22 protein-coding genes are annotated in these 21123 nt (G+C 45.0%); 15 read left to right on the top strand and 7 right to left on the bottom strand.

Translation table 11 applies throughout. The annotated features are described in order from the left end of the window. The first annotated feature begins 47 nt into the window (after positions 1 to 47). The 3 genes from lpxA (at position 48) to miaA (ending at position 2443) form a co-directional block, all read left to right on the top strand. Positions 48 to 833: an acyl-ACP--UDP-N-acetylglucosamine O-acyltransferase gene (gene lpxA, locus RDN79_RS14550; protein WP_298550210.1), complete on the top strand. Its 786-nt coding sequence runs from the start codon at positions 48 to 50 to the stop codon at positions 831 to 833. A gap of 133 nt (positions 834 to 966) precedes the next feature. Continuing rightward, positions 967 to 1524 (top strand): hypothetical protein, encoded by a 558-nt coding sequence (locus RDN79_RS14545; RefSeq protein ID WP_298550208.1) that lies wholly within the window; start codon positions 967 to 969, stop codon positions 1522 to 1524. Next, the gene (gene miaA / locus RDN79_RS14540) at positions 1511 to 2443 is read left to right on the top strand and encodes a tRNA (adenosine(37)-N6)-dimethylallyltransferase MiaA (RefSeq protein ID WP_298550206.1); all 933 of its coding nucleotides are present in this window, start codon (positions 1511 to 1513) and stop codon (positions 2441 to 2443) included. Before RDN79_RS14545 ends, miaA begins: the two co-directional genes overlap by 14 nt. 61 nt (positions 2444 to 2504) lie before the next feature. Here miaA and RDN79_RS14535 read toward each other — a convergent pair whose 3' ends face one another. Both RDN79_RS14535 and RDN79_RS14530 read right to left on the bottom strand, forming a co-directional pair. Continuing rightward, positions 2505 to 2876, bottom strand: coding sequence for a DMT family protein (locus tag RDN79_RS14535; RefSeq protein ID WP_186930865.1), 372 nt, complete (start codon positions 2874 to 2876; stop codon positions 2505 to 2507). 15 nt (positions 2877 to 2891) lie between these two features. Then, positions 2892 to 3647 (bottom strand): tRNA 2-thiocytidine biosynthesis TtcA family protein, encoded by a 756-nt coding sequence (locus RDN79_RS14530; protein ID WP_298550203.1) that lies wholly within the window; start codon positions 3645 to 3647, stop codon positions 2892 to 2894. 170 nt (positions 3648 to 3817) lie between these two features. Here RDN79_RS14530 and RDN79_RS14525 point away from each other — a divergent pair, with 170 nt between their 5' ends. From RDN79_RS14525 to rpiA, 5 genes are all read left to right on the top strand, one after another. Beyond that, positions 3818 to 5257, top strand: a complete 1440-nt coding sequence (locus tag RDN79_RS14525) for a M48 family metallopeptidase (protein ID WP_298550201.1) — start codon at positions 3818 to 3820, stop codon at positions 5255 to 5257. Positions 5258 to 5268: 11 nt separating this feature from the next. Beyond that, positions 5269 to 5739 (top strand): NfeD family protein, encoded by a 471-nt coding sequence (locus tag RDN79_RS14520; protein WP_298550199.1) that lies wholly within the window; start codon positions 5269 to 5271, stop codon positions 5737 to 5739. A gap of 38 nt (positions 5740 to 5777) precedes the next feature. Further along, positions 5778 to 6770 carry a flotillin-like protein FloA gene (floA, locus tag RDN79_RS14515; protein ID WP_298550197.1) on the top strand — a complete coding sequence of 331 codons (993 nt, stop codon included), beginning with the start codon at positions 5778 to 5780 and terminating at the stop codon, positions 6768 to 6770. A 71-nt stretch (positions 6771 to 6841) separates the two neighbouring features. Next, positions 6842 to 7705 carry a nucleoside phosphorylase gene (locus tag RDN79_RS14510; RefSeq protein WP_298550195.1) on the top strand — a complete coding sequence of 288 codons (864 nt, stop codon included), beginning with the start codon at positions 6842 to 6844 and terminating at the stop codon, positions 7703 to 7705. 111 nt (positions 7706 to 7816) lie between these two features. Next, positions 7817 to 8512 (top strand): ribose 5-phosphate isomerase A, encoded by a 696-nt coding sequence (rpiA, locus tag RDN79_RS14505; protein WP_298550193.1) that lies wholly within the window; start codon positions 7817 to 7819, stop codon positions 8510 to 8512. Here rpiA and RDN79_RS14500 read toward each other — a convergent pair. Together RDN79_RS14500 and RDN79_RS14495 are read right to left on the bottom strand one after the other, a co-directional pair. Then, a complete protein-coding gene (locus RDN79_RS14500) occupies positions 8502 to 9245 on the bottom strand; it encodes a nitroreductase family protein (RefSeq protein WP_298550191.1) in 744 nt (247 codons plus the stop codon). The genes rpiA and RDN79_RS14500 overlap by 11 nt on opposite strands. A 31-nt stretch (positions 9246 to 9276) precedes the next feature. Further along, a complete protein-coding gene (locus RDN79_RS14495; protein ID WP_298550189.1) occupies positions 9277 to 10467 on the bottom strand; it encodes an AAA family ATPase in 1191 nt (396 codons plus the stop codon). Between the two features lie 112 nt (positions 10468 to 10579). Between RDN79_RS14495 and RDN79_RS14490 the strand changes: the two genes are divergently transcribed. The 7 genes from RDN79_RS14490 (at position 10580) to RDN79_RS14460 (ending at position 18045) form a co-directional block, all read left to right on the top strand. Next, positions 10580 to 11701 (top strand): DUF362 domain-containing protein, encoded by a 1122-nt coding sequence (locus tag RDN79_RS14490; RefSeq protein WP_298550187.1) that lies wholly within the window; start codon positions 10580 to 10582, stop codon positions 11699 to 11701. A 16-nt stretch (positions 11702 to 11717) separates the two neighbouring features. Further along, the gene (gene mnmE, locus RDN79_RS14485) at positions 11718 to 13115 is read left to right on the top strand and encodes a tRNA uridine-5-carboxymethylaminomethyl(34) synthesis GTPase MnmE (protein ID WP_298550222.1); all 1398 of its coding nucleotides are present in this window, start codon (positions 11718 to 11720) and stop codon (positions 13113 to 13115) included. 272 nt (positions 13116 to 13387) lie between these two features. Then, a complete protein-coding gene (locus tag RDN79_RS14480) occupies positions 13388 to 14266 on the top strand; it encodes a helix-turn-helix domain-containing protein (RefSeq protein WP_298550185.1) in 879 nt (292 codons plus the stop codon). 115 nt (positions 14267 to 14381) lie between these two features. Continuing rightward, positions 14382 to 15494: a site-specific integrase gene (locus RDN79_RS14475; protein WP_195651864.1), complete on the top strand. Its 1113-nt coding sequence runs from the start codon at positions 14382 to 14384 to the stop codon at positions 15492 to 15494. A 174-nt stretch (positions 15495 to 15668) separates the two neighbouring features. Next, complete coding sequence (locus tag RDN79_RS14470) at positions 15669 to 16490, top strand: hypothetical protein (protein ID WP_308573253.1); 822 nt, start codon at positions 15669 to 15671, stop codon at positions 16488 to 16490. Between the two features lie 101 nt (positions 16491 to 16591). Beyond that, positions 16592 to 16969, top strand: a complete 378-nt coding sequence (locus RDN79_RS14465; protein WP_308573252.1) for a helix-turn-helix domain-containing protein — start codon at positions 16592 to 16594, stop codon at positions 16967 to 16969. 2 nt (positions 16970 to 16971) lie between these two features. Further along, entirely contained in the window at positions 16972 to 18045 is a 1074-nt protein-coding gene (locus RDN79_RS14460; protein WP_308573251.1) for an AAA family ATPase, read from the top strand. Positions 18046 to 18195: 150 nt separating this feature from the next. Here RDN79_RS14460 and RDN79_RS14455 read toward each other — a convergent pair whose 3' ends face one another. The 3 genes from RDN79_RS14455 to RDN79_RS14445 form a co-directional block, all read right to left on the bottom strand. Then, entirely contained in the window at positions 18196 to 18414 is a 219-nt protein-coding gene (locus RDN79_RS14455) for a hypothetical protein (protein WP_223126779.1), read from the bottom strand. Positions 18415 to 18838: 424 nt separating this feature from the next. Then, positions 18839 to 19861: a virulence RhuM family protein gene (locus RDN79_RS14450; protein WP_223126780.1), complete on the bottom strand. Its 1023-nt coding sequence runs from the start codon at positions 19859 to 19861 to the stop codon at positions 18839 to 18841. 7 nt (positions 19862 to 19868) lie between these two features. Beyond that, entirely contained in the window at positions 19869 to 21116 is a 1248-nt protein-coding gene (locus RDN79_RS14445) for an AbiH family protein (RefSeq protein WP_308573250.1), read from the bottom strand. Positions 21117 to 21123: the final 7 nt, after the last annotated feature.

The raw sequence follows: 21123 nt of genomic DNA, 5'->3' as shown, positions 1-21123 counted from the left end.
CGATAAACCATAAATCCGAAATCATAAATAATAAATCATAAATCATTATGAACATATCCCCTTTAGCAGTCGTTCATCCCGAAGCTAAAATCGGTCAGAATACAACAGTCGACCCTTTTGCCGTAATCGAGAAAGATGTCGTAATCGGTGACAACTGCCGGATCTATTCGCATGCAACTATCTTAGACGGTGCGCGGATCGGCAACAATTGCCAGGTATTCCCCGGAGCCGTCATTGCCGGTATCCCTCAAGACCTGAAGTTTAAAGGAGAAATTACAACTGCCGAAATCGGTGACAACACCATTCTCCGCGAATGCGTGACCGTCAACCGCGGAACAGCCTCGAAAGGCAAAACCGTTGTCGGAAACAATTGCCTGATTATGGCTTATTCCCATATTGCCCATGATTGCTTGCTGAAAGATAACATCATTATCGGCAATGCTTCTCAGATAGCCGGAGAAGTCGAGATCGACGACTTTGCCATCGTCAGCGGCGGTAGCCTGGTCCACCAGTTCTCCCGTATATCCAAGCATGTCATGGTGCAGGGCGGTTCCCGCATCGGCAAAGATATTCCTCCTTACACACTGATCGGCCGTGACCCGATCGTGTACTGCGGTATCAATATCGTAGGGTTACGCCGTCGCGGATTTACCAACAGCCAGGTATTCCTGATCCAGGATATCTACCGTACGCTTTATACGCGCGGCCTCAACAATACGGAAGCTTTGAAAGCCATCGAAACCGAATACGAGCCCAGCGAAGAACGGGATCTGATCCTGAACTTCATCAAATCATCCCAACGCGGTATCGTCAGAGGTTCGATCGATGAATAAAGAATGTACCAATGGGGAAATGTACCAATATGCCAATGGGGGAATGAATTTAATTGGCATATTGGCACATTATTTTATTGGCACATTATTTTTATTTTACTACTTTTGAACCAACAAAAAACTAATAACGATTATGGTATTTAGATTTCTAATTCTATCAGATGAAGTTGATGACTTCAAACGCGAGATTAAGATCGACTCGGAAGCGACATTCCTGGATTTGTACAATGCCATTATGGACTCTGTTGGGTACACAAAAGATCAGATGTGTTCTTTCTTCATCTGTGATGACGACTGGAGCAAGAATACGGAAATCACACTGGTTGAAATGGATACCACTTCTGAAGTGGACAACTATATAATGGAAGACACACGTCTGGAAGAGCTTCTTGAAGACGAGCATCAGAAGTTGCTTTTCGTCTTCGATTATATGACCGAACGTGCTTTCTTCATGGAACTCCGCGAAATCATCCCAGGCAAAGATCTGGACAAACCCTTATGCAGCAAATCTATAGGAAAGGCACCCGTTCAGATCATGTCGTTCGACGAGATGGACACCAAAGCAGGCAACACCGAAATAGGTGAAGATTTCTACGGCGACTCCGAATACGATATCGACGAACTCGACAAAGAAGGTTTCGACGGGCTTGGCGACGGACCGATGGACAATCCGTACGATGAGTTCAATTGACAAATCCCTTGTCATCCTATTGGGGCCGACAGGAGTCGGCAAGACGGAACTGAGCCTGCGTGTAGCAGAGCATTTCGGTTCTCCGATCATTTCTTCCGACTCCCGTCAGCTTTACAAAGAGCTTCCGATAGGCACGGCCGCCCCTACGGCCGAACAGATGGCACGTGTACGCCATTATATGGTCGGCACCTTGTCACTCACCGATTATTACAGCGCAAGCAATTTCGAAGAAGATGTGATGTCCCTGCTCAGGGAACTCCACCAGGCACATCCCACCGTCGTTATGACAGGTGGCAGCATGATGTATATCGATGCCGTCACAAAAGGGATCGACGATATCCCCACCGTCACCCCCGAAATCCGAACCGCCATCTACAAGCAATTTGAAGAAGAAGGCCTCGCCCCTATCCTTGCCGAGTTGAAAGAGGCGGATCCCTTGCATTACGAAGAGGTGGACCGCAACAACCACAAACGTGTGATCCACGCCGTTGAAATCTGCCGTATGACCGGCAAACCCTATTCTTCTTTCCGGACCAACACCCGCAAAGAACGGCCTTTCCGGATCATCCGGATAGGACTTACCCGTGACCGTGAAGAACTCTACGACCGCATTAACCGCCGCGTAGACCAAATGATGGCCGACGGCATGCTGGAAGAAGCGCGACGTGTTTATCCCTTCCGCCAACTAAACTCGCTCAACACGGTCGGCTACAAAGAACTGTTCAAATATCTGGATGGCGAATGGACATTAGACTTCGCGATTGAAAAGATAAAACGCAACTCCCGCGTTTACGCCCGCAAACAAATGACCTGGTTCAAACGGGATACCGACATCCGGTGGTTCCACCCGGATGAAGAGGAGGCGATATTGTGCTATTTAGACGACACCCTCATGTTGCCGGCCTATACATCCGGGTGAGAGGGCCGGAACATCCGGATATAAAGGCCGGCGACATGGGGGTATTTAACAACTTAAAATCTTATTTCTTGAACACCAGATAAACCGCCGCCACTAAAAACAGGAAAGCCAGCGCATGGTTCCACTTAAACGACTCGCCCTTGAAAGCGATCGAACTGAAACCGACAAAGACAACCAGCGTAATCACCTCCTGGATCACCTTCAACTGGATCAGGTTAAACGGCCCGCCATTATCGCGAAAGCCCATCCGGTTTGCCGGCACCTGGAAACAATATTCGAAAAATGCTAAAAACCAACTGAACAAGACAACACCTATCAGCGGCAGATGCTCGAACCAGCTGAACTGTTGCTTCATCTTCAGGTGCCCGTACCAGGCACACGTCATAAAGATATTGGATACGACCAATAACAGAATAGTATAAAACCCTTGCATGAGATGATTGATGATTTATAATTTATGATTTATGATTTTAGGAAGATAATCCTCCTGAATATTCGACATACTCTTCCAAAGGCTATAGCGTGCCTCTGGGTTGATCGCCTCCAGACGCGACAACACCTCTTTCACATCCGAACGGCTGGAACCGGATTCGTACGGGCAATTCTTGATCTGTTTCCGGTATCCCCTCCACGCAGCAATCCGGATCAAATCTTTCTCCTCCACCAGGCACATAGGCCGGATAATCTCCATCTCGAACTTATCCATCTTCAAACGCGGCGGCATGGTTCCGATCGCTCCCTGATGGATCATATTCATCAAAAGTGTTTCGAGAATATCATCCTGATGATGTCCCAGGGCGATCTTATTGCATCCGTGCAGCTTTGCGATATCGAACAAGGCTTTCCGCCGCGTCCAAGAGCAAAGGAAACAAGGGGATTTGCGGGTGTCGGTCGAAGCGTCGAAACTCGTCTCGTGTACGAAAAAAGGAAGCCCGTGCTCGTCGGCCCGGCTTTTCAGGTAATCGATATCCGAACGATACGGGATATTAGACATCACGATATGCGCCACGACCACCTCGAACCGGGGCCGGAAGATTTTGGAACGGCGTCCGAGCAGATCCACCAGCGCCAAGGAATCCTTTCCCCCCGACAGGCCGATCAATATGCGGTCGCCATCCCCGATCAGGCCATAGTCGAATATCGCCTTTTTAACTTTCTCTTCCACTTTGCGAAACAGGAGTTCTTCTTCTGTCAACTTTGCCATACTTTACTAATTAAGAATTAAAAAGTAAGAATTAAAAAATAAGGGTTTTGATTCTTGATTTTAATTCCTATTTTTGTAATCGGACACAAAAGTAATGATTTATGATTTTAGATTTATGAATTATAAACCATAAATCCGAATCATAGATCATATTCATAAATCATAAATCGATGAATTGGTTATCTAATAAACTGTTTTATACAATAGGAATTACATTACTCTGCGGCGGACTACATGCACAAAGTCTGGCCGAAGCAAAGAAATTATACAATGACGGAAAGTACGCGGAAGCAAAGCCTGCCTTTGAAAAGCTGGTCAAACAAGCGCCAAGCAACTCTTCCTATAATCATTGGTATGGCGTTTGTTGCTACGAGACCGGCGATCTGGCCGGTGCGGAAAAGCATTTGAAAGTAGCCGTCAAGCGCAAAGTGCAGGAAGCATACCGCTATATGGCCGAAGTCTACTACAAGACCTATCGCTTCGACGAAGCCGGTGAAATGCTGGAAGAATATATCGACCTGTTGACAAAGAAAAAACAGGACCCGCAACCTTTCGAGGCCAAGCTCGACCTGGCCAACAATGCACAACGCATGATGGAAAAGGTGGAAGACGTGCAGATCATCGATAGCCTGGTGGTGGACAAAGACGATTTCCTCTCCGCCTATATCCTGAGCGAAGAAAGCGGTACGCTCGATTCCTACAAGGATTTCTTCCGGACAAACGAGCCTGTAAGTTCAACCGTCTACAAGAACCAGAAAGGCGACAAGATTTATTATGCCCATTCTACGGACGGGGACCACTATTGCCTCTTCAGCCAGTCCATGCTTATGGACGAATGGGGAGACGAAAAGCAGTTGCCGATGAATATCAACAGCAATGACGATGACAACTACCCGTTCGTCCTTTCCGATGGCGCCACGATCTATTACTCTTCCAAAGGAAACGGTTCGATAGGCGGTTACGACCTCTTCGTCACCCGCTACAACATCAATTCCGACACGTATCTGGCGCCGGAACAACTGGGCATGCCGTTCAACTCGCCCTACAACGACTATATGATGGTCTTCGACGAAGTGAAAGGATTGGGATGGTTCGTCTCCGACCGTTTCCAGCCGGAAGGAAAAGCCTGCGTCTATCTTTTCATCCCGAACCCGGAACACAAACGGGTGGAGAGCGAAGACATCGAAGTGAAACAGGCCCGTGCCGCGATCACATCCATCCGGGATTCCTGGAAAGAAGGTTCCGACTATGCCGACCTGATTCGCCTGGCCCATACGGAAATTCCTTACGGGGAAGAAAAGATCGAAAAGGATTTTGAATTCATCATCGGTAATAATATCGTTTATTACAAGTTCGATGAAATCAACAGCCCGGAAGCAAGGAGCTACTACGAAAAGGCGGTTGCCCTGAACAAGCAGATCAAAGAGCTGAATGAAAAGCTCGACGGCCTGCGCACGTCCTATGCCGAAGGCAACAAGGCCCGCAAAGAACAGTTGAAGCCAGCGATCCTGCAAGCGGAAGAGCAACTGAACGCCTTACTGGAACAGCCCGGCGAACTGGAAAAGAGAGCCCGTAATGCAGAGATCAATTATCTGAAAAACAAACGGTAAAACAAGTGTATATGATATTCGAAACGCTCATCATCGCATTCCTTATGGTTGTAGCCATCGTGCTCATCCTGCTGGAAATATTTATGCTACCGGGTATCACGGTCGCCGGTGTCGGAGGATTCCTTTTTGCTGCCGGCGGCTTGATCTATGCCTACTCGGTCAGTACGCCGGTCGGGAATGTGACGTTGGCGGTATCGTTGCTTGTGTTCGCGGCCTCTTTCGTCTGGTTGTTGCGTTCCAAATCCTTCAACCGGGTGGCTTTGAAGACCGACATCGATTCCAAACTGGTGTCCAGCCGCGACTTGGGAATCGTGCCGGGCGACGAAGGGTTGACGCTTTCACGCCTCGCCCCTATCGGGAAGGCCCGCATTAACGGGATCACCGTAGAAGCCAAATCGATGGACGAGCTGATCGATGAAAACACGCCGGTCGAGGTAATACGCGTCGATGGCTACAATGTAATCGTGAAAAGTAAAAGTTGAAAAACAAATCATAATTCATAAATCATAATTCTACTCACATGGAAATGACCTTTGTACCTCTCGCCCTTTTGGGAGCAGCGATATTGCTGCTGGTAATTTTCTTTTATTATGTGCCGTTCCTCCTGTGGATATCGGCTAAAGTCTCGGGTGTCAATATCTCGCTGATACAACTTTTCCTGATGCGTATCCGTAATGTGCCGCCTTATATCATCACACGCGCCATGATCGAAGCCCACAAAGCCGGTCTGAAAACGCTGACCCGCGATGAACTGGAAGCACACTATCTGGCAGGCGGACATGTCGAAAAGGTTGTCCATGCCCTTGTTTCCGCATCGAAAGCGAATATCGACCTCCCTTTCCAGATGGCAACCGCTATCGACCTGGCAGGACGTGACGTATTCGAAGCCGTGCAGATGTCGGTAAACCCGAAAGTCATCGACACGCCTCCCGTTACAGCCGTTGCCAAAGACGGTATCCAGCTGATCGCCAAAGCGCGTGTGACGGTCCGTGCCAATATCAAGCAGTTGGTCGGAGGTGCCGGCGAAGAAACGATCCTGGCCCGTGTCGGCGAAGGTATCGTATCCTCTATCGGTTCGTCTGAAAACCATAAAAGCGTACTGGAAAACCCGGATTCCATCTCCAAGCTGGTTCTCCGCAAAGGATTGGATGCCGGGACTGCATTCGAAATCTTGTCCATCGACATCGCCGACATCGACATAGGCAAGAACATCGGGGCTTACCTGCAAATGGACCAGGCTCAGGCCGACAAGAATATCGCCCAGGCAAAAGCCGAAGAACGTCGTGCCATGGCCGTCGCCGTCGAACAGGAAATGAAAGCCAAAGCACAAGAAGCCCGCGCGAAGGTTATCGAAGCCGAAGCCGAAGTGCCCAAGGCTATGGCTGAAGCTTTCCGTAGCGGCAATTTGGGTATCATGGACTATTACAAGATGAAGAATATCGAGGCAGACACCGGCATGCGCGAAGCAATCGCCAAACCGTCAAGTGCGCCTTCGAAACCATTAAAAGACTAACAAGGATTTAAGATTTATGATTTATCATCAACACATAAATCATAAATCTTAAATCATAAACCAGAAATCAAATGATCGCTCCTTCCGAACTTATCATCAATCCCGATGGCAGCTGCTTTCACCTGCATCTGAAACCGGAACAACTCGCCGACAAGATCATCATGGTCGGCGATCCTGATCGTGTAAACACCGTCGCCTCCTACTTCGACACGAAAGAATGCGAAGTGTCGAGCCGCGAATTCCACACCATCACCGGTACCTACAAAGGGAAGCGCATCACGACGCTCTCACACGGTATCGGGACCGATAATATCGACATCGTCCTGAATGAACTGGACGCACTGGCAAACATCGACTTTGCCTCTCGTACCATCAAGACGGAATTCCGGCAACTGACAATGGTACGTGTCGGCACTTCAGGAGGATTGCAACCGTTTGTTCCTGTCGGGACTTATGTGGCGGCGGAGAAATCGATCGGATTCGACGGAGTCCTGTATTTTTATGCCGGCTCCGAGAAGGTGCGCGACAAGGCTTTCGAATCGGAATTGATATGGCAATTGGAATGGAAGCTAAGCGGCATCCGGCCCTATGTCGTTTCCGCCGATCCTTCCCTGGTCGAACAGATCACGCAAGACGATATCATCCGGGGAGTAACGATTGCGGCCAACGGTTTCTACGGTCCGCAAGGCCGCCAACTCCGCCTGCCGCTTGCCGATCCGGAGTTGAACCGGAAGATAGAAGATTTCGAGTTCAACGATAGCCGGATTACCAACTTCGAAATGGAAAGTTCGTCCCTCGCCGGTCTGTCCGCCTTGATGGGACATCGTGCCATGACCGTGTGTTGCATCATCGCCGGACGGGTGGCCCAAGACATGAATACCGAATACAAAGGTTCCATGACCGGCCTGATCGAAACAGTATTGGACCGGATCTAAAAGAAAACTATGTATTACGGGTGCTAAAGCTATGCATTACGGGTGCTAACCCTATGCATTACGCAAGCTAAAGCATAGGGTTAGCACTACTAAAACAAAAGTCGATAAATCATGGAATGGGAAAAGACAATATTATCATCTTTAGAATGGGGAAAAGACATCTCCAACAGAGAAGAGAAAGAAAGAGTGGCGGACATCATTTCCTCGATGGTAAAGGATGGGGAAATCATCGGGATGGGTTCGGGCTCGACTGCCTATCTGGCCTTATTGAAAATCGCCGGACGGGTGAAAAACGAACAATTGCATATCCGCGCAATCCCGACTTCACAGGAAATCCGTATGGCATGCGCCCGTTTGGGTATCCCTGTCACCAGCCTGTGGGAACACAAGCCGGACTGGACATTCGACGGGGCGGACGAGATAGACACGGAACATAATATGATCAAAGGGCGCGGAGGAGCGATGTTCAAAGAAAAGTTGCTGATCAGCTCCAGCCCCCGTACCTATATCATCGCCGATCCATCCAAAATGGTAACCCAATTAGGTTCTCGCTTCCCGATACCCATAGAGATATTTCCCGAAGCACTTACCTACGTCGAAGAAGCGCTCCGGGCTTATAATCCTAAAGAAATCAAATTAAGAATGGCCGAAGGAAAAGACGGTCCCGTGATCACGGAGAACGGGAACCTGATTCTCGATGCCTGGTTCGATACTATCCCCAATAACCTGGAAGAATCGGTCAAATCGATCACCGGAGTTATCGAAAGCGGACTGTTCATGCACTACAACGTGCATGTCATTTCATAAAGCCCTGCTCCTTCAAGACTTTCAGTAATACGTCGGAGAAATATTCATTGTTGGCCTTCGTATAGCGTACATCCGTAAATACTTGGGCCAATGTCTCCTTATCATTCTCCCGTACAAATTGTTTATTTACTTCCAGTTCTTCCTTGTCGTGAAACAATGCATCGATAGAAGCTGGCGTATAATCCGTATAAGCCTCCCGGTGGACAACCGCTTCAAGTGGCAAGCGTTCCACCTGATCGGGCATGCCGTCGGGATAGCCGACCGTGACCGTCACGATAGGGACAACCAGGCGGGGAAGCGACAAGGCATCAATAATCTTATCCGCATTATAAGCCGTCGTTCCCAAATAACAGATTCCCAACCCTTTTTCTTCTGCTGCCGTACAGAAACTCTGGGCAAACAGCATCGCATCGATAGTCGAAGCGATAAAAGTCTGGAAATTGTCGAAACCAGCCACGGCATTGCGCTGCTCCGCCCATTTGACAAAACGGTTGGCATCGGCACAGAAGGTGAGCACGACCGGAGCTGCCGTAATCATCGGCTGATTGAAATGAGCAGGAGCCAACTTTTCCTTATTCGCCTTATCGCGGGTAATGACCACGCTATAGAGTTGCATATTCCCCGTATTGGATGCACGGGCGGCAACTTCCAGCAATTCATTCAACAAAGCATCCGGGATATCCTGAGTCGTATATTTACGGATCGTCCGTCTGTTTTTCATATTTTCCAACATAACTTACATATTTAGTTGATGACAAAATCTATCAATAACAAAGGCCAAGCGCCCAGATAGGTATCTTGTTTCCGACACTCTTGGGCTGTCCGTGTATGGCGGCAAACGTATTTTCCGCATTCTTGATACGTTCATAGTCCATCAACGGATCACCGATCACGAACGTGTATTTTTCATTCACACGATAATCTCCGTTATGCAAAAGTTCCACCGTCCCGCAATTAGACATCTGATCGACAAAGAATGTCTCGCCCCAATAAATCCGCTCCATCTCCCGGAAAAGACTTGCCATCAGATTCGTGTTCGCCAGGAATGAACGGTACGAACGGGCCGGTCCGCCGTCTTCTTTCCTGACTTGTAAAATGCGGAGCGCTCCTATCTCCTCGACATAATCCAGCAGCTTGTGCATTTGCGTGTTATCCACCCCGTACTTGGATGTCAGAGCCTGCATGCGGGGAAACTCCGGAGCTTCTTTGGCAAGCTGAATCAGCAATTGTTTCATCTTCCGGAACATGGCATTGTTCATCTGGCGAATGGCAGGCAGGTCCACATCGACCGAATCCCGCACCAAATCCTGCAAACGGAAATTGAAGGCATCCGGATCTTCCCAATAAAAAGGATAGCAGCCATGTTCCAGATAATTCCGGAAAATGGGGACTATGTTTATCTCGTCCATCACCTGTTGCGTCACTTCCGCATGGTTAAGCAAAAGCTCGTCCAATGGGACCGGTTTGAGATCCAGCGCACCTTCATAAGACAAATATTCACGGAACGACATCGTATGCAACGTATGCCAATCACCTTTCCCGCCAAAAGACAGCTCCATCTTCTCACCTTCGACCAGCAGAGGTGCGGCAAACACAATCTGCATTTCAGGATAATCGTCGTACAAACGTTCTATCGCCTGTATCCAGTTTCCATATCGATGAACATTATCCAGGAAAAGATGCCTGCCTCCCTCCTCATAAAATTGCCTGACCGTTTCGGTCAACATATACCGTTCCTGAAACCATATATTATCGAGTGGCAAGTACAGGGCTTCATGAGAATCGCCATATGCCGATTTGATATGCTGCAACAAAAGCGTGGTTTTTCCCACCCCTTTCGCACCAAAGATACCGATCAGCCTCCTGTCCCACTTGACCTGCCGGAATAAGTAACGTTGGAAACTCAGATTTACGCCTTTAAGTAATTGCTCATGGTTTAACCGAAACATATCCATAATTTAACTGATTTGACACAAAAATACTATATAAAAGCCAATCTACAAAACCGGCAACTCACAGGAAGAATAGTTTTTTTCGTACCTTTGTCCCCATAAAACCAATAAACAAATGGAAACGTCTAAAGTTTACTTTACCAATCTCCGTACAACTCCGTCCAGCAACCTGTTGGACAAGATGGAACGCCTCGTAAAACGTGCAGGCATAGCAAACATTGATTTCCAAAATCAATTTGTTGCGATCAAGATCCATTTCGGCGAACCGGGCAACCTGGCCTTTATCCGGCCGAATTATGCAGCCCGAATGGCCACGTTGCTTCGCAGCTTAGGGGCGAAGCCTTTCCTGACGGACTGCAACACCTTGTATTCAGGCCGTCGGGCCAATGCGGTAGACCATCTGGAAAGTGCAATGGAAAACGGTTTCAACCCTATTTCCGCCAAATGCGACGTGATTATCGCCGACGGCCTGAAAGGAACCGAATACCGTGAAATCGAAATCGACGGTGAATATTGCAAAGCTCCCAAAATCGGCTCCGCTATTGCCGACGCAGACATCATCATTTCCATGAACCACTTCAAAGGACACGAGCAGACCGGATTCGGCGGCGCTTTGAAGAACCTCGGCATGGGATGCGCCAGCGTGGGTGGAAAACTTGAACTCCACTCGGCATCGCAACCCAGGATCGACATCGAAAATTGTAAGGGTTGTAATATATGCGTCAAGCATTGCCGCCACGATGCCATTCATTTGAATGCTTCGCATAAAGCGGAAATCGACTACGGAAAATGTGTCGGTTGCGGGCAGTGCGTCGCTCTTTGCCAATACGATGGAGCTGTCATGGGTGAAGGCGACACGTCCGAACGCCTGAACTACAAGATTGCCGAATATTCCAAAGCCGTCTTGTCGGGCAAACCGAATTTCCATATCAGTTTTATTATGAATGTATCTCCGGAATGTGATTGCTGGAACCACAATGATGCTGCGATTGTTCCCGATTTGGGTATTGCCGCCTCTTTCGATCCGGTAGCCTTGGACAAGGCTTGTGCCGATATCGTGATCAATGCTCCCATTCTGGAAACAGGGAACCGGCTTTCCGACTCTCCGCATCACGACCATCTGGAAGGTTGCGACAAGTTCCACATCATGCACCCGGAAACGAACTGGCAAGCAGGCTTGGAACATGCTGAAAAGATCGGCCTGGGAAGACAAGAATATGAATTAATAACTGTATGATTTCGCTTTTACAATGATCAATCAAGATACTATCTGTGCCGTATCAACAGCCCCCGGAGCCGGGGGTATTGCTGTTATCCGTGTTTCCGGACCGGAAGCAATCGCGATCTGTAACACGATATTCATACCGCATGCAGCAGGAAAAGACCTGTTGTCACAGAAAGCCTATACGATGCATTATGGTAGTATCCGCCGTGGCGAGGAACTCATAGACGAAGTGCTGGTCGCTCTTTTCCGTGCTCCTCACTCCTTCACAGGCGAAGACACGATAGAAATCACTTGCCACGGTTCCGTCTACATCCAGCAGCAGATCATGCAGCTTTTAATTGAAAGCGGTTGCCGCTCCGCCCTCCCCGGCGAATATACGCAACGTGCTTTTATGAACGGCAAGATGGACCTAAGTCAAGCTGAGGCTGTCGCTGACCTGATTGCTTCCACCTCTGCGGGACAACATCGCCTGGCATTAAACCAGATGCGTGGCGGTTTCAGCCATGAATTAAGGAATTTACGCGAACAGCTTTTGCACATCACTTCTTTGATGGAGCTGGAGCTGGATTTCAGCGACCACGAGGAACTGGAGTTCGCCGATCGTAGCGAACTTAGCTCATTAGCAGCCCATATCGAATCGGTCATATCGAGTCTGGCCCACTCATTCAGTGTAGGAAACGCGATCAAGAACGGTATTCCGGTTGCGATCATAGGTGAGACGAATGCCGGAAAATCGACTCTGCTGAACGTCCTGCTGAATGAGGACAAAGCGATTGTCAGCGATATCCACGGTACGACCCGCGACGTTATCGAAGACACGATCAATATCGGAGGGATCACTTTCCGTTTCATCGACACCGCCGGCATCCGCGAAACGCATGATGAGATCGAAAGTATCGGCATCGAGCGAACCTTCCAGAAGCTCGACCAGGCAGACATTGTCCTTTGGATGATAGATGCCGCCGATGCATCCTTGCAGATCGCCCAATTGTCCGAAAAGATACTGCCCCGCTCGGAAGGAAAGCAGCTCATCCTCGTTTTCAACAAAGCCGACCTGCTCCCCGACCGTCGGTTTAAACCGATAGCAAGCGAGTCCGGCCTTCCCGAAAACGTGCAATCCATCTTCATCTCCGCCAAGAAAAGAGAACATATCGACGAATTGCAGGATCTCCTGATCCAAGCCGCCCATATCCCCTCTTTGTCCCAAAACGACATCATCGTCACCAACATCCGCCACTACGAAGCCCTGACCCACGCCCTCGAATCCATCCACCGTGTCCAAGAAGGCTTATCCGCCAACCTCTCCGGCGACTTCATCTCCCAAGACCTAAGAGAATGCATCTTCCACCTCTCAGATATCATCGGAGAAGTCACAACAGACCAAGTGCTGGGGAATATATTTGAGAGGTTTTGCGTCGGCAAATGATATATCGCAATTAACCGCAACGAATTAGAACCAACTATAATGAAGTCGCTGAAATTCAGCGGCTTTTTTATTTATCCCAAATCCAGTTCATAGCGATTGGATAGTGTTGTTCACCATATTTTTCTACCGTATTTCTACCGCGAAACAAATTGGGGTTTGTCCCCGATGTCACAGTGACGCATTTGGCGACATGGGTGAACAATGGTTTACGTAGAGAGACAAAAAGGGAAATTAAATCTTTATGGTTTCACTAAAAATATGGAGAAAACAACATGGAAGTAAAAAGAATTTGTCAATGGTGTGGTAAACCTTTTATAGCTCAGAAAACCACCACCAATTATTGTAGTCCTCAATGTTCTAAACGAGGCTACAAACATCGAATGAAAGAGCGAAGAATGGAGCTCATTCAGAGTCAAGAATTGTTGGAGGTAAAGAAGATGTTGGAAAATCAAGAGTACTTTACCTTTTCACAAGCAGCTAAATTGATGGGAGTTTCTCGTCAGTACATCTACAAATTAGTTAAAGAGGATAAGTTGAGAGCAAGTCGGATTAGTTCACGAATGTCTTTTATTCGAAGAGCTGATATAGAACTTTTGCTTAAATCTAAACCTTATGAACGTGTGATGTCAAAAGTCGAATTTGATATTGCTGAATATTATACTGCTGAAGAAATTGCCCAAAAATACAAGGTCAACACCAAATGGGTATGGACTTATACACGGGAGCATAATGTGCCAAAAGTAAAAATCCGTCAGTTCAACTATTACAGCAAAAAGCATATTGATGCTGCTTTTGCCAAATACAAGACAGATAATGATCTGACCGAATGGTACATTCCCGAAGAGATAGAACAAAAGTATGGTATGAGTCGGGGTGCCATCCGCTCCCATGTCTATCGCAACAACATCCCGTCCAAGAAAGAACACGGTCAGATATTCTACTCGAAGCTACATTTTGACCTATCCAAGCAGACTGCTGAAGATAATGCTTCGGAGTACTACACCGTGCAGGAAGCCATGAAGAAATACAATCTCACACGGGATTCTGTCTATGGCATTCTGCAGTTCCACGAAATCAAACGTGAGAAGAAAGGTCGTTTCGTGAGATTCCTGAAAGTGGAATTTGATCATGTAATGGGTGTCAGAAAATAAGCCTAAGTCTGAATTTAGGCAGACCAGAAAATGATTCTAAAAATGAGCATTATCTGTGTCAAGCCATTACGGACATTTGCAGCAAATCAAGTATAAACCAATAATAATTGTAACTATGTTAGAATGTAAAACAGTAACATTGAGAACACGTCCTTTGAAACATGGGATGCTTTCTTTCTATCTGGATTATTATCCGGGGTATCGTGACCAGGAAACAATGAAGACCATCCGTCACGAAGGATTGAACATTTATATTTATGCCAATCCTAAGAATGAACGTGAACGCAACTTCAATGCAACTATGTCGGAAAAGGCGGAAGCCATCCGATGCCGACGCTTTGAATCTATCGTTAATGACAGGTATGATTTCTTTGACAGGCACAAACTCAAAGCGGATTTTCTGGAATACTACCGCAAGCAGCTTCGCAAGCATGACCAAAAGTGGGAATTTGTGTACCACCATTTCTACAACTTCGTTCATGGCAAATGTACTTTTGAAGAAATTGATATTGACCTTTGCAATAAGTTTCGTGAGTATCTGCTAAATGCCAAGCAACTCAGGCGTGACGGTCGCATTTCAAAGAACTCTGCTTCCGGCTATTGGTCAACATTCAGGGGACTTTTGAAAATCCTTTATCGCAATCGGCTAATCAAGACCAATATCAATGACTTTTTGGATAAAATCGAAACAGAAGATACTCCAAAAGAGTATCTAAGTGTGGAAGAACTATACAAATTGGCAGAAACACCTTGCAAAAAGCCGATTCTGAAGACAGCTTCATTGTTCTCATGTTTGACCAGTCTCAGAATCAGCGATATACTATCGTTACAATGGCATGAAATCGTGGACTTTGCAGCTGGAGGAAAATGTGTCCACACAATTACCCAAAAGACCAAGACGGAGGACATCATTCCTATCAGTGACGAAGCCCTGCAATTAATCGGCTATTCTCCGGAAAAAACCGGATTAGTATTTAAAGGATTGAAACGAAGTTGGACACAGCAACCCATGAAAGAGTGGATTCGCGAAGCCGGTATCACCAAGAATATCACTTTCCACTCCTACCGAAGAACATATGCAACACTTCAAGGAGCGGCCGGCACTGACATACGTACCATTCAAAGTAATATGGCACATAAAAGTATCACCACGACACAACGGTACATGAAAGTTGTGGACAGTAACAAGCGTGAAGCCAGCAACAGAATCTCTTTAATCCGCAAGTAAGAATTAAGGTACAAATAATCTCGTTTTTATCGCTCAGAGTATGATATTTTGCTTAAAATCATACTCTGAGCATATTTTTTCTTAAATTCTGAACGATTATCCATCGCAAATTGCAACTATTTGGAAATCTGCACATACATTTGTCCTATTGTAAAACTCAAACAGTATCAGTTTATGACGAATAGTATTAAAATCTCTCCTCAAAGAACCAGTTTCATACTTTCAGTAAGTGTCATCCTTTACTGGGCAACAGACTCCTATTTATATCTTAATTGCCATATCGACATGATGGAATATTCAACTCCAGTTATTCTATATATTACGGCAATGATACTCGCCTGTGGAGTACTTAAGCATTTCTTCTTCCGATTCATTACAAAAAATGAATTGAGTTTGTCTTTTGACAAGCAAGTAAAACCGTTCCATATTGAACGGACAGAACAGATTAAGGAGATTGAATCCACATATTCTGAGGGTAGGAAGATAAATTTGGAAAAGCCAGTTGTAGAAAACTGTGTAAAATACGACTATATGGATAATTATGAAATGCGTGCCGCCGAAATTGAACGTAAAAAATCCGAAAGACAGGCAGACATTAAACGTGTCACTCATGAATACACCACCTTTGTAATGACTGAATTTCTCTCAAAAGAAAATCTTGAAATTCTGCATGAAAACATAGAGTATTTCGCACACGGACAATCTGAATTATACAAGCCTATCCGTTCAAGATTAGATAATCCCCTCCGTTCTATCGACCTGATGCACTTTGTGTGGAACATCGGAGAGAGATTGAACATTTCCCTTATAGACAGAGCTACATTCATACATTCGATGTTCACACATGAACTGAAAGATGCTTCGATTAAATATCTGGCTAAAAATCTTCGGACAAGCGGAGTTTGCAAAATAGCACTTGATATCCCTAAAACCGGAGATTATCACTTCAAATGTATGAAGAACGACCCTGAATCGGACTTAGGTTCAATCAATTAGGGTTATTCAACGCAGACCGAAATATTATTGCTTTCTGAGGTTTGTCAGCATTACATCATTGTATTGGTTTGCAGCATGTTTAACAAAAACAATGTTATATCATGCAAAGAAACAAATTAACCTTCAATGACCTACCGGAAGTGGTAGGCAAACTCTGCGAGAGAATCTCAAGTATGGAAAGTCTGCTGACAGAAAAACTTCATCAGCAGCATAACGAGGTAAAAAAAGACACCCATGTTCCAATGACCGTTGATGAAGTCTGCGAATATTTAGGTATCTCGAAATCATCCTTTTATTACAAAGCCAAGCATGGTGGTATTCCAATCATCAAACAAGGAAAACACTTGTTTGTCTATCGTGATGAATTGGACAAATGGTTGGAAAGCGGAAGGAAAGGAGAATCGCCTATAAGCATCGAGGAAGAACACGCCCAAATGCTTGCAACTACACGTCGCAAAGCCAATCCTAAAAGCTGGTGAGTATGGAAACGGCAGCACCCATTGAAAATCTTGCTCAGGTCGCTATAAGATGGCAAGAAACAATGCTCAGTTTGGAAAAGGAATACGAACTGGAGCCGGAAGTTCTGAAAATAGGCAAAGTGGCTATCGGGACATTGGGAAATTTCAGTGCATCTATAGGCAAGGCTAAAAGCAAAAAGACTTTCAATGTGTCGGCTATGGTGGCAGCAGCTTTGTCCGGAAAAGAAATCCTTAACTACACAACGGATTTTCCTGACGGGAAAAACCGCATTCTTTACATTGACACCGAACAGAGTCAGAACCATTGCATGATTGTAATGCATCGTATAATGAAACTGGCAGAGTTGCCGGCCAATGAGGATTGCGACCGTTTCTATTTTCTCGCTTTGCGCAAGTTCAATCCGAAGGAGCGTTTGGCTATCATAGACGATGCCATCAGTCATATTGAAGGTCTCGGTTTTGTGGTGATTGATGGAATCCGTGACTTGGTATATGACATCAATTCACCGTGTGAAGCCACATGCGTAATCTCCAAACTCATGCAGTGGACTGACGAATACCAGATTCATCTTCACACCATCCTTCATCAGAACAAAAGCGATGAAAATGCCCGTGGACACATTGGCACGGAAATTAACAACAAGGCTGAGACTGTCATCCAAATCGAAAAAGACAAGGACGACAACAACATCAGCAAAGTGGAAAGTGTGCATACCCGTTCCAAAGACTTTCTGCCATTCGCCTTCTGCATCAATGACCAATCACTTCCCGAACTTCTGCCGGACTATGTGCCGACCAAGAAAAGTGCAGGTCGTCCCAAACAGGAACCCTTCTCCCCTTATAGGGACATCCACGAAACAATCCATCGCAAGGCTCTCGAACTGGCTTTTGAGGGAAGAGAAACTATTTCGGGATATAAGGCTTTGGAAGAAGAACTGACCACTGCCTACGAACTGGCAGGAACGAAATTTAATCACAACAAGATTGTGAAGATAATTAAGTTTCTCACGAACAAACGGATGGTGATTCAGGACAGCCGTGGCATTTATCGGTTCATGCCGGATTACCATTATTGACTCTCCACTTGACTTTATTCTAAAAGCGTGTATTGTGATGTATGCTAAAGTTTAAGCGCAACGACTGGTTTCATGATAATTCTCGAAACTGGTCGTTGCCATTTTATTTTGCAAATTTATTGTGGATAATTCCTTTGGAATAGGTTGTTTTTAAAGCCACGGGCTTGCCCGTTGTACAGACATTATCTTGTATGGGGAGCCTAATACCCCAAGCGACCAATCGGCCGTTTGAGAATGCCAATTTTCCAGCAAGCTGATTGGATGAAAAATAGCGTTATTTAAGCACTTTTTCTTTTCGCCAGCCTCTTCCTCATCTTTCTCGACAAAAAGCGAAATTTGCACACTTAATTGCACCCTGGGCTTGCCCATTATACGACCTCTATTGAGTTAGGGTAACTCAATACCCCAAGCAATAAATCGCTCGTGAGAAGTTGCCAATCCCAGGCAAGCAGGATATGACTTTATTGCGATTATAGAATACCTTAACTCTCCACGCAATCATGTTTTGGATGGGCTTGTAATACCCTTGTAGCCTCTGTTTGACAATTACCATCGGCAAGCGTATTTCAGTAGTGCTTTTACGAACTCTTTTATGAACCCTACTGGTTCTTTTATGAACTCTTATGTGAACTCTTTTCTTGCTTTTAAGTGGTATACTGGAGTAACGTCGGTCACCATAAATGCAGATACTAGATGATGAACACAGAACTATTGTCCGAACACTTGCCAATTTAACAACATGAATCTGCCATATCCTAAAGGCGATTTTGCCAACATCAAAATGACATTATAATTATTCAATATCTAATGCAGGAAGACTATTATCTTCAAATCTATCAAAGTCAGATTGGAAAAGACGATCTTGAATGATCCTGTACTTTTCAAACTCAGATTCAGCAAACTCTTTTGCATATTCGGCAGAAATTTTTCCGCTATCCTGCAATATCGGGCTCTCAAATAAATTAATGAATTTGTCTATTCGCTTTGCCCAATCTTCCATTGTCATAGGTATATGACGCATAGCCATACTTTCTGCCATATCAAGGGACGCATTGACTATCCTACCCATTTCTTCTAATTCTTTTTCTCGCAAATAGTTCTTTGCAACAGACACATCAGTTTTGACAATTTTTCCATTCGGAGCATTTTCCCAAGTGGTCAATCCCATGTGTTCCTTTTCTGCATTGGCACGCTCAACAATAAGCTCCGCTGCGGTATGCCCATGCACAGCATAGTGCATTTTGTTCTGTACCTTCTTGAAGAATAGACGAGTTGTCGGAGCATCTTTGTTGTAGTCTATAGCCGTAGCATAAATATCTGTAAGTTTTTGATAAAAACGACGTTCACTCAGCCTTATCTCCCTTATTTCGGCAAGCAAATGCTCAAAATAATCCTCACCAATAAACGAACCGTTCTCCATTCGCTTCTTGTCAATCACATAACCACGGATGGCAAATTGCCGGAGTACAAACGTACACCACTGCCGGAACTGAGTGGCACGAACAGAATTGACTCGATACCCGACACTAATAATGGCATCGAGATTATAGAACATCGTTTGATAATTCTTCCCGTCTGCGGCAGTTGCCGAGTTTTTCTCGGTAACTGAATCTTTGACAAGTTCCCCAGATGCAAATATATTTTTTAAGTGCAGTCCAATATTGTCAGTTGAGCAATCAAAAAGCTGAGCCATTGCCTTTTGCGTTGCCCAAATGGTTTCATCCTTATACATCACCTGAATCCCATCCTCTTTGCCTTCAAGCATGAAGATGAGAAACTCAGCCGTACTATTTCGTATTTCTATATTCTTTGCCATAACAAAATCATTTAATATATTGTGGTAATGGTTCACAAAACATTTTATTTACGACCCTATCACGCATTAGCTTCATGTCCGTAAAATTACGACATATATTTTGTGCTATTTCCAGATAGTTATCTGAGCCATCATCTTTTTGATAATAATGTGGCTTTATTGAAACACAGTTTTTATGTTCAAACAAGGTGTTTAGCAGCGTTCTGTCCGAGTTACCACAAGAATGCCCCATGATATAAACTTGATATGGAGCAGACTCAATGAACTGAAGTAAATTACGATATTTTCCCGACTCTAAATACTTTATAGATTTGATGTTTCTTAAACACTCATTATCTGATTGTTTAAGGAAATCTTTATAATCCTCATCAAGCTCATCACCATAACCAAATATTATGCTATTAGGATTATTCAAGTCTCCATGAATATGATTTATAGCTGCAACTTTCAGCCCCCCATATTTGTCTGCTACTTCAGTATAATTAAAATTAAGTAACATAATATTCTCAGGAATTATTAAATCCTTTAGGTAAATTTCTTCTATCTCTGACGAACCTATAAACTGCTTTCTGAGCTGTTTGATATCTTCTGTCATAAAATGCCTATCGGAACCTTCATAACCATATCTACAGAGTAACTGTTGGTACGCATCGTCTTGTTGGATTAAATAATCTACATAGTCATAGTAAACCTGTAATTGTGAAATACTAACATCGTCTTTACGAATATTTCCATAAATTTGACGTTGTATCTCCTTATTGCACTTTATATTATCAGTTGTGATAGAAGAAAGATATTGAGCTAAAAGTTCCTGAGTATAATGTAATTGCTTGTTGAGTTCAGAAATTGTATAATCACAGTTGTCTGGATTTATAATTGAATTTCGCAATAAATCATAATATTCCTTTTCTATGTCAACCCATCCTTTGACCTCAATAGAAGTGCATATACTCTTAAAAAATGGAGACAATGAAAATTCAAAGGACTTAGAATCATTGGCAATACAATCAATTATCTCTTTACCGGACGGTTTGTTAAAATACTTAGGAAGATAAAATGCAAAGACATTCCAACAGCGATTGTAGTTGTCTGAAGTAATTTTGATAGAACAAAGACAGTCCTCTGATATAGATGTAATATTTCCTGTAAAAGAGTCAACTCGTTTTTCCCAATACCAGTTTATGAAATCTTCATATCTAGTAGGAAGCCCATGTGCCAAGTCAAAGCCGTTGCCGATAAGTATAATTCGATTCATAAGTGTG

The organism is uncultured Parabacteroides sp., assembly GCF_902493135.1.
Classification (GTDB): Bacteria; Bacteroidota; Bacteroidia; order Bacteroidales; family Tannerellaceae; genus Parabacteroides.
Note: the sequence above shows the minus strand (reverse complement) of the source record. Positions and strands in the feature narration are given on the sequence as shown.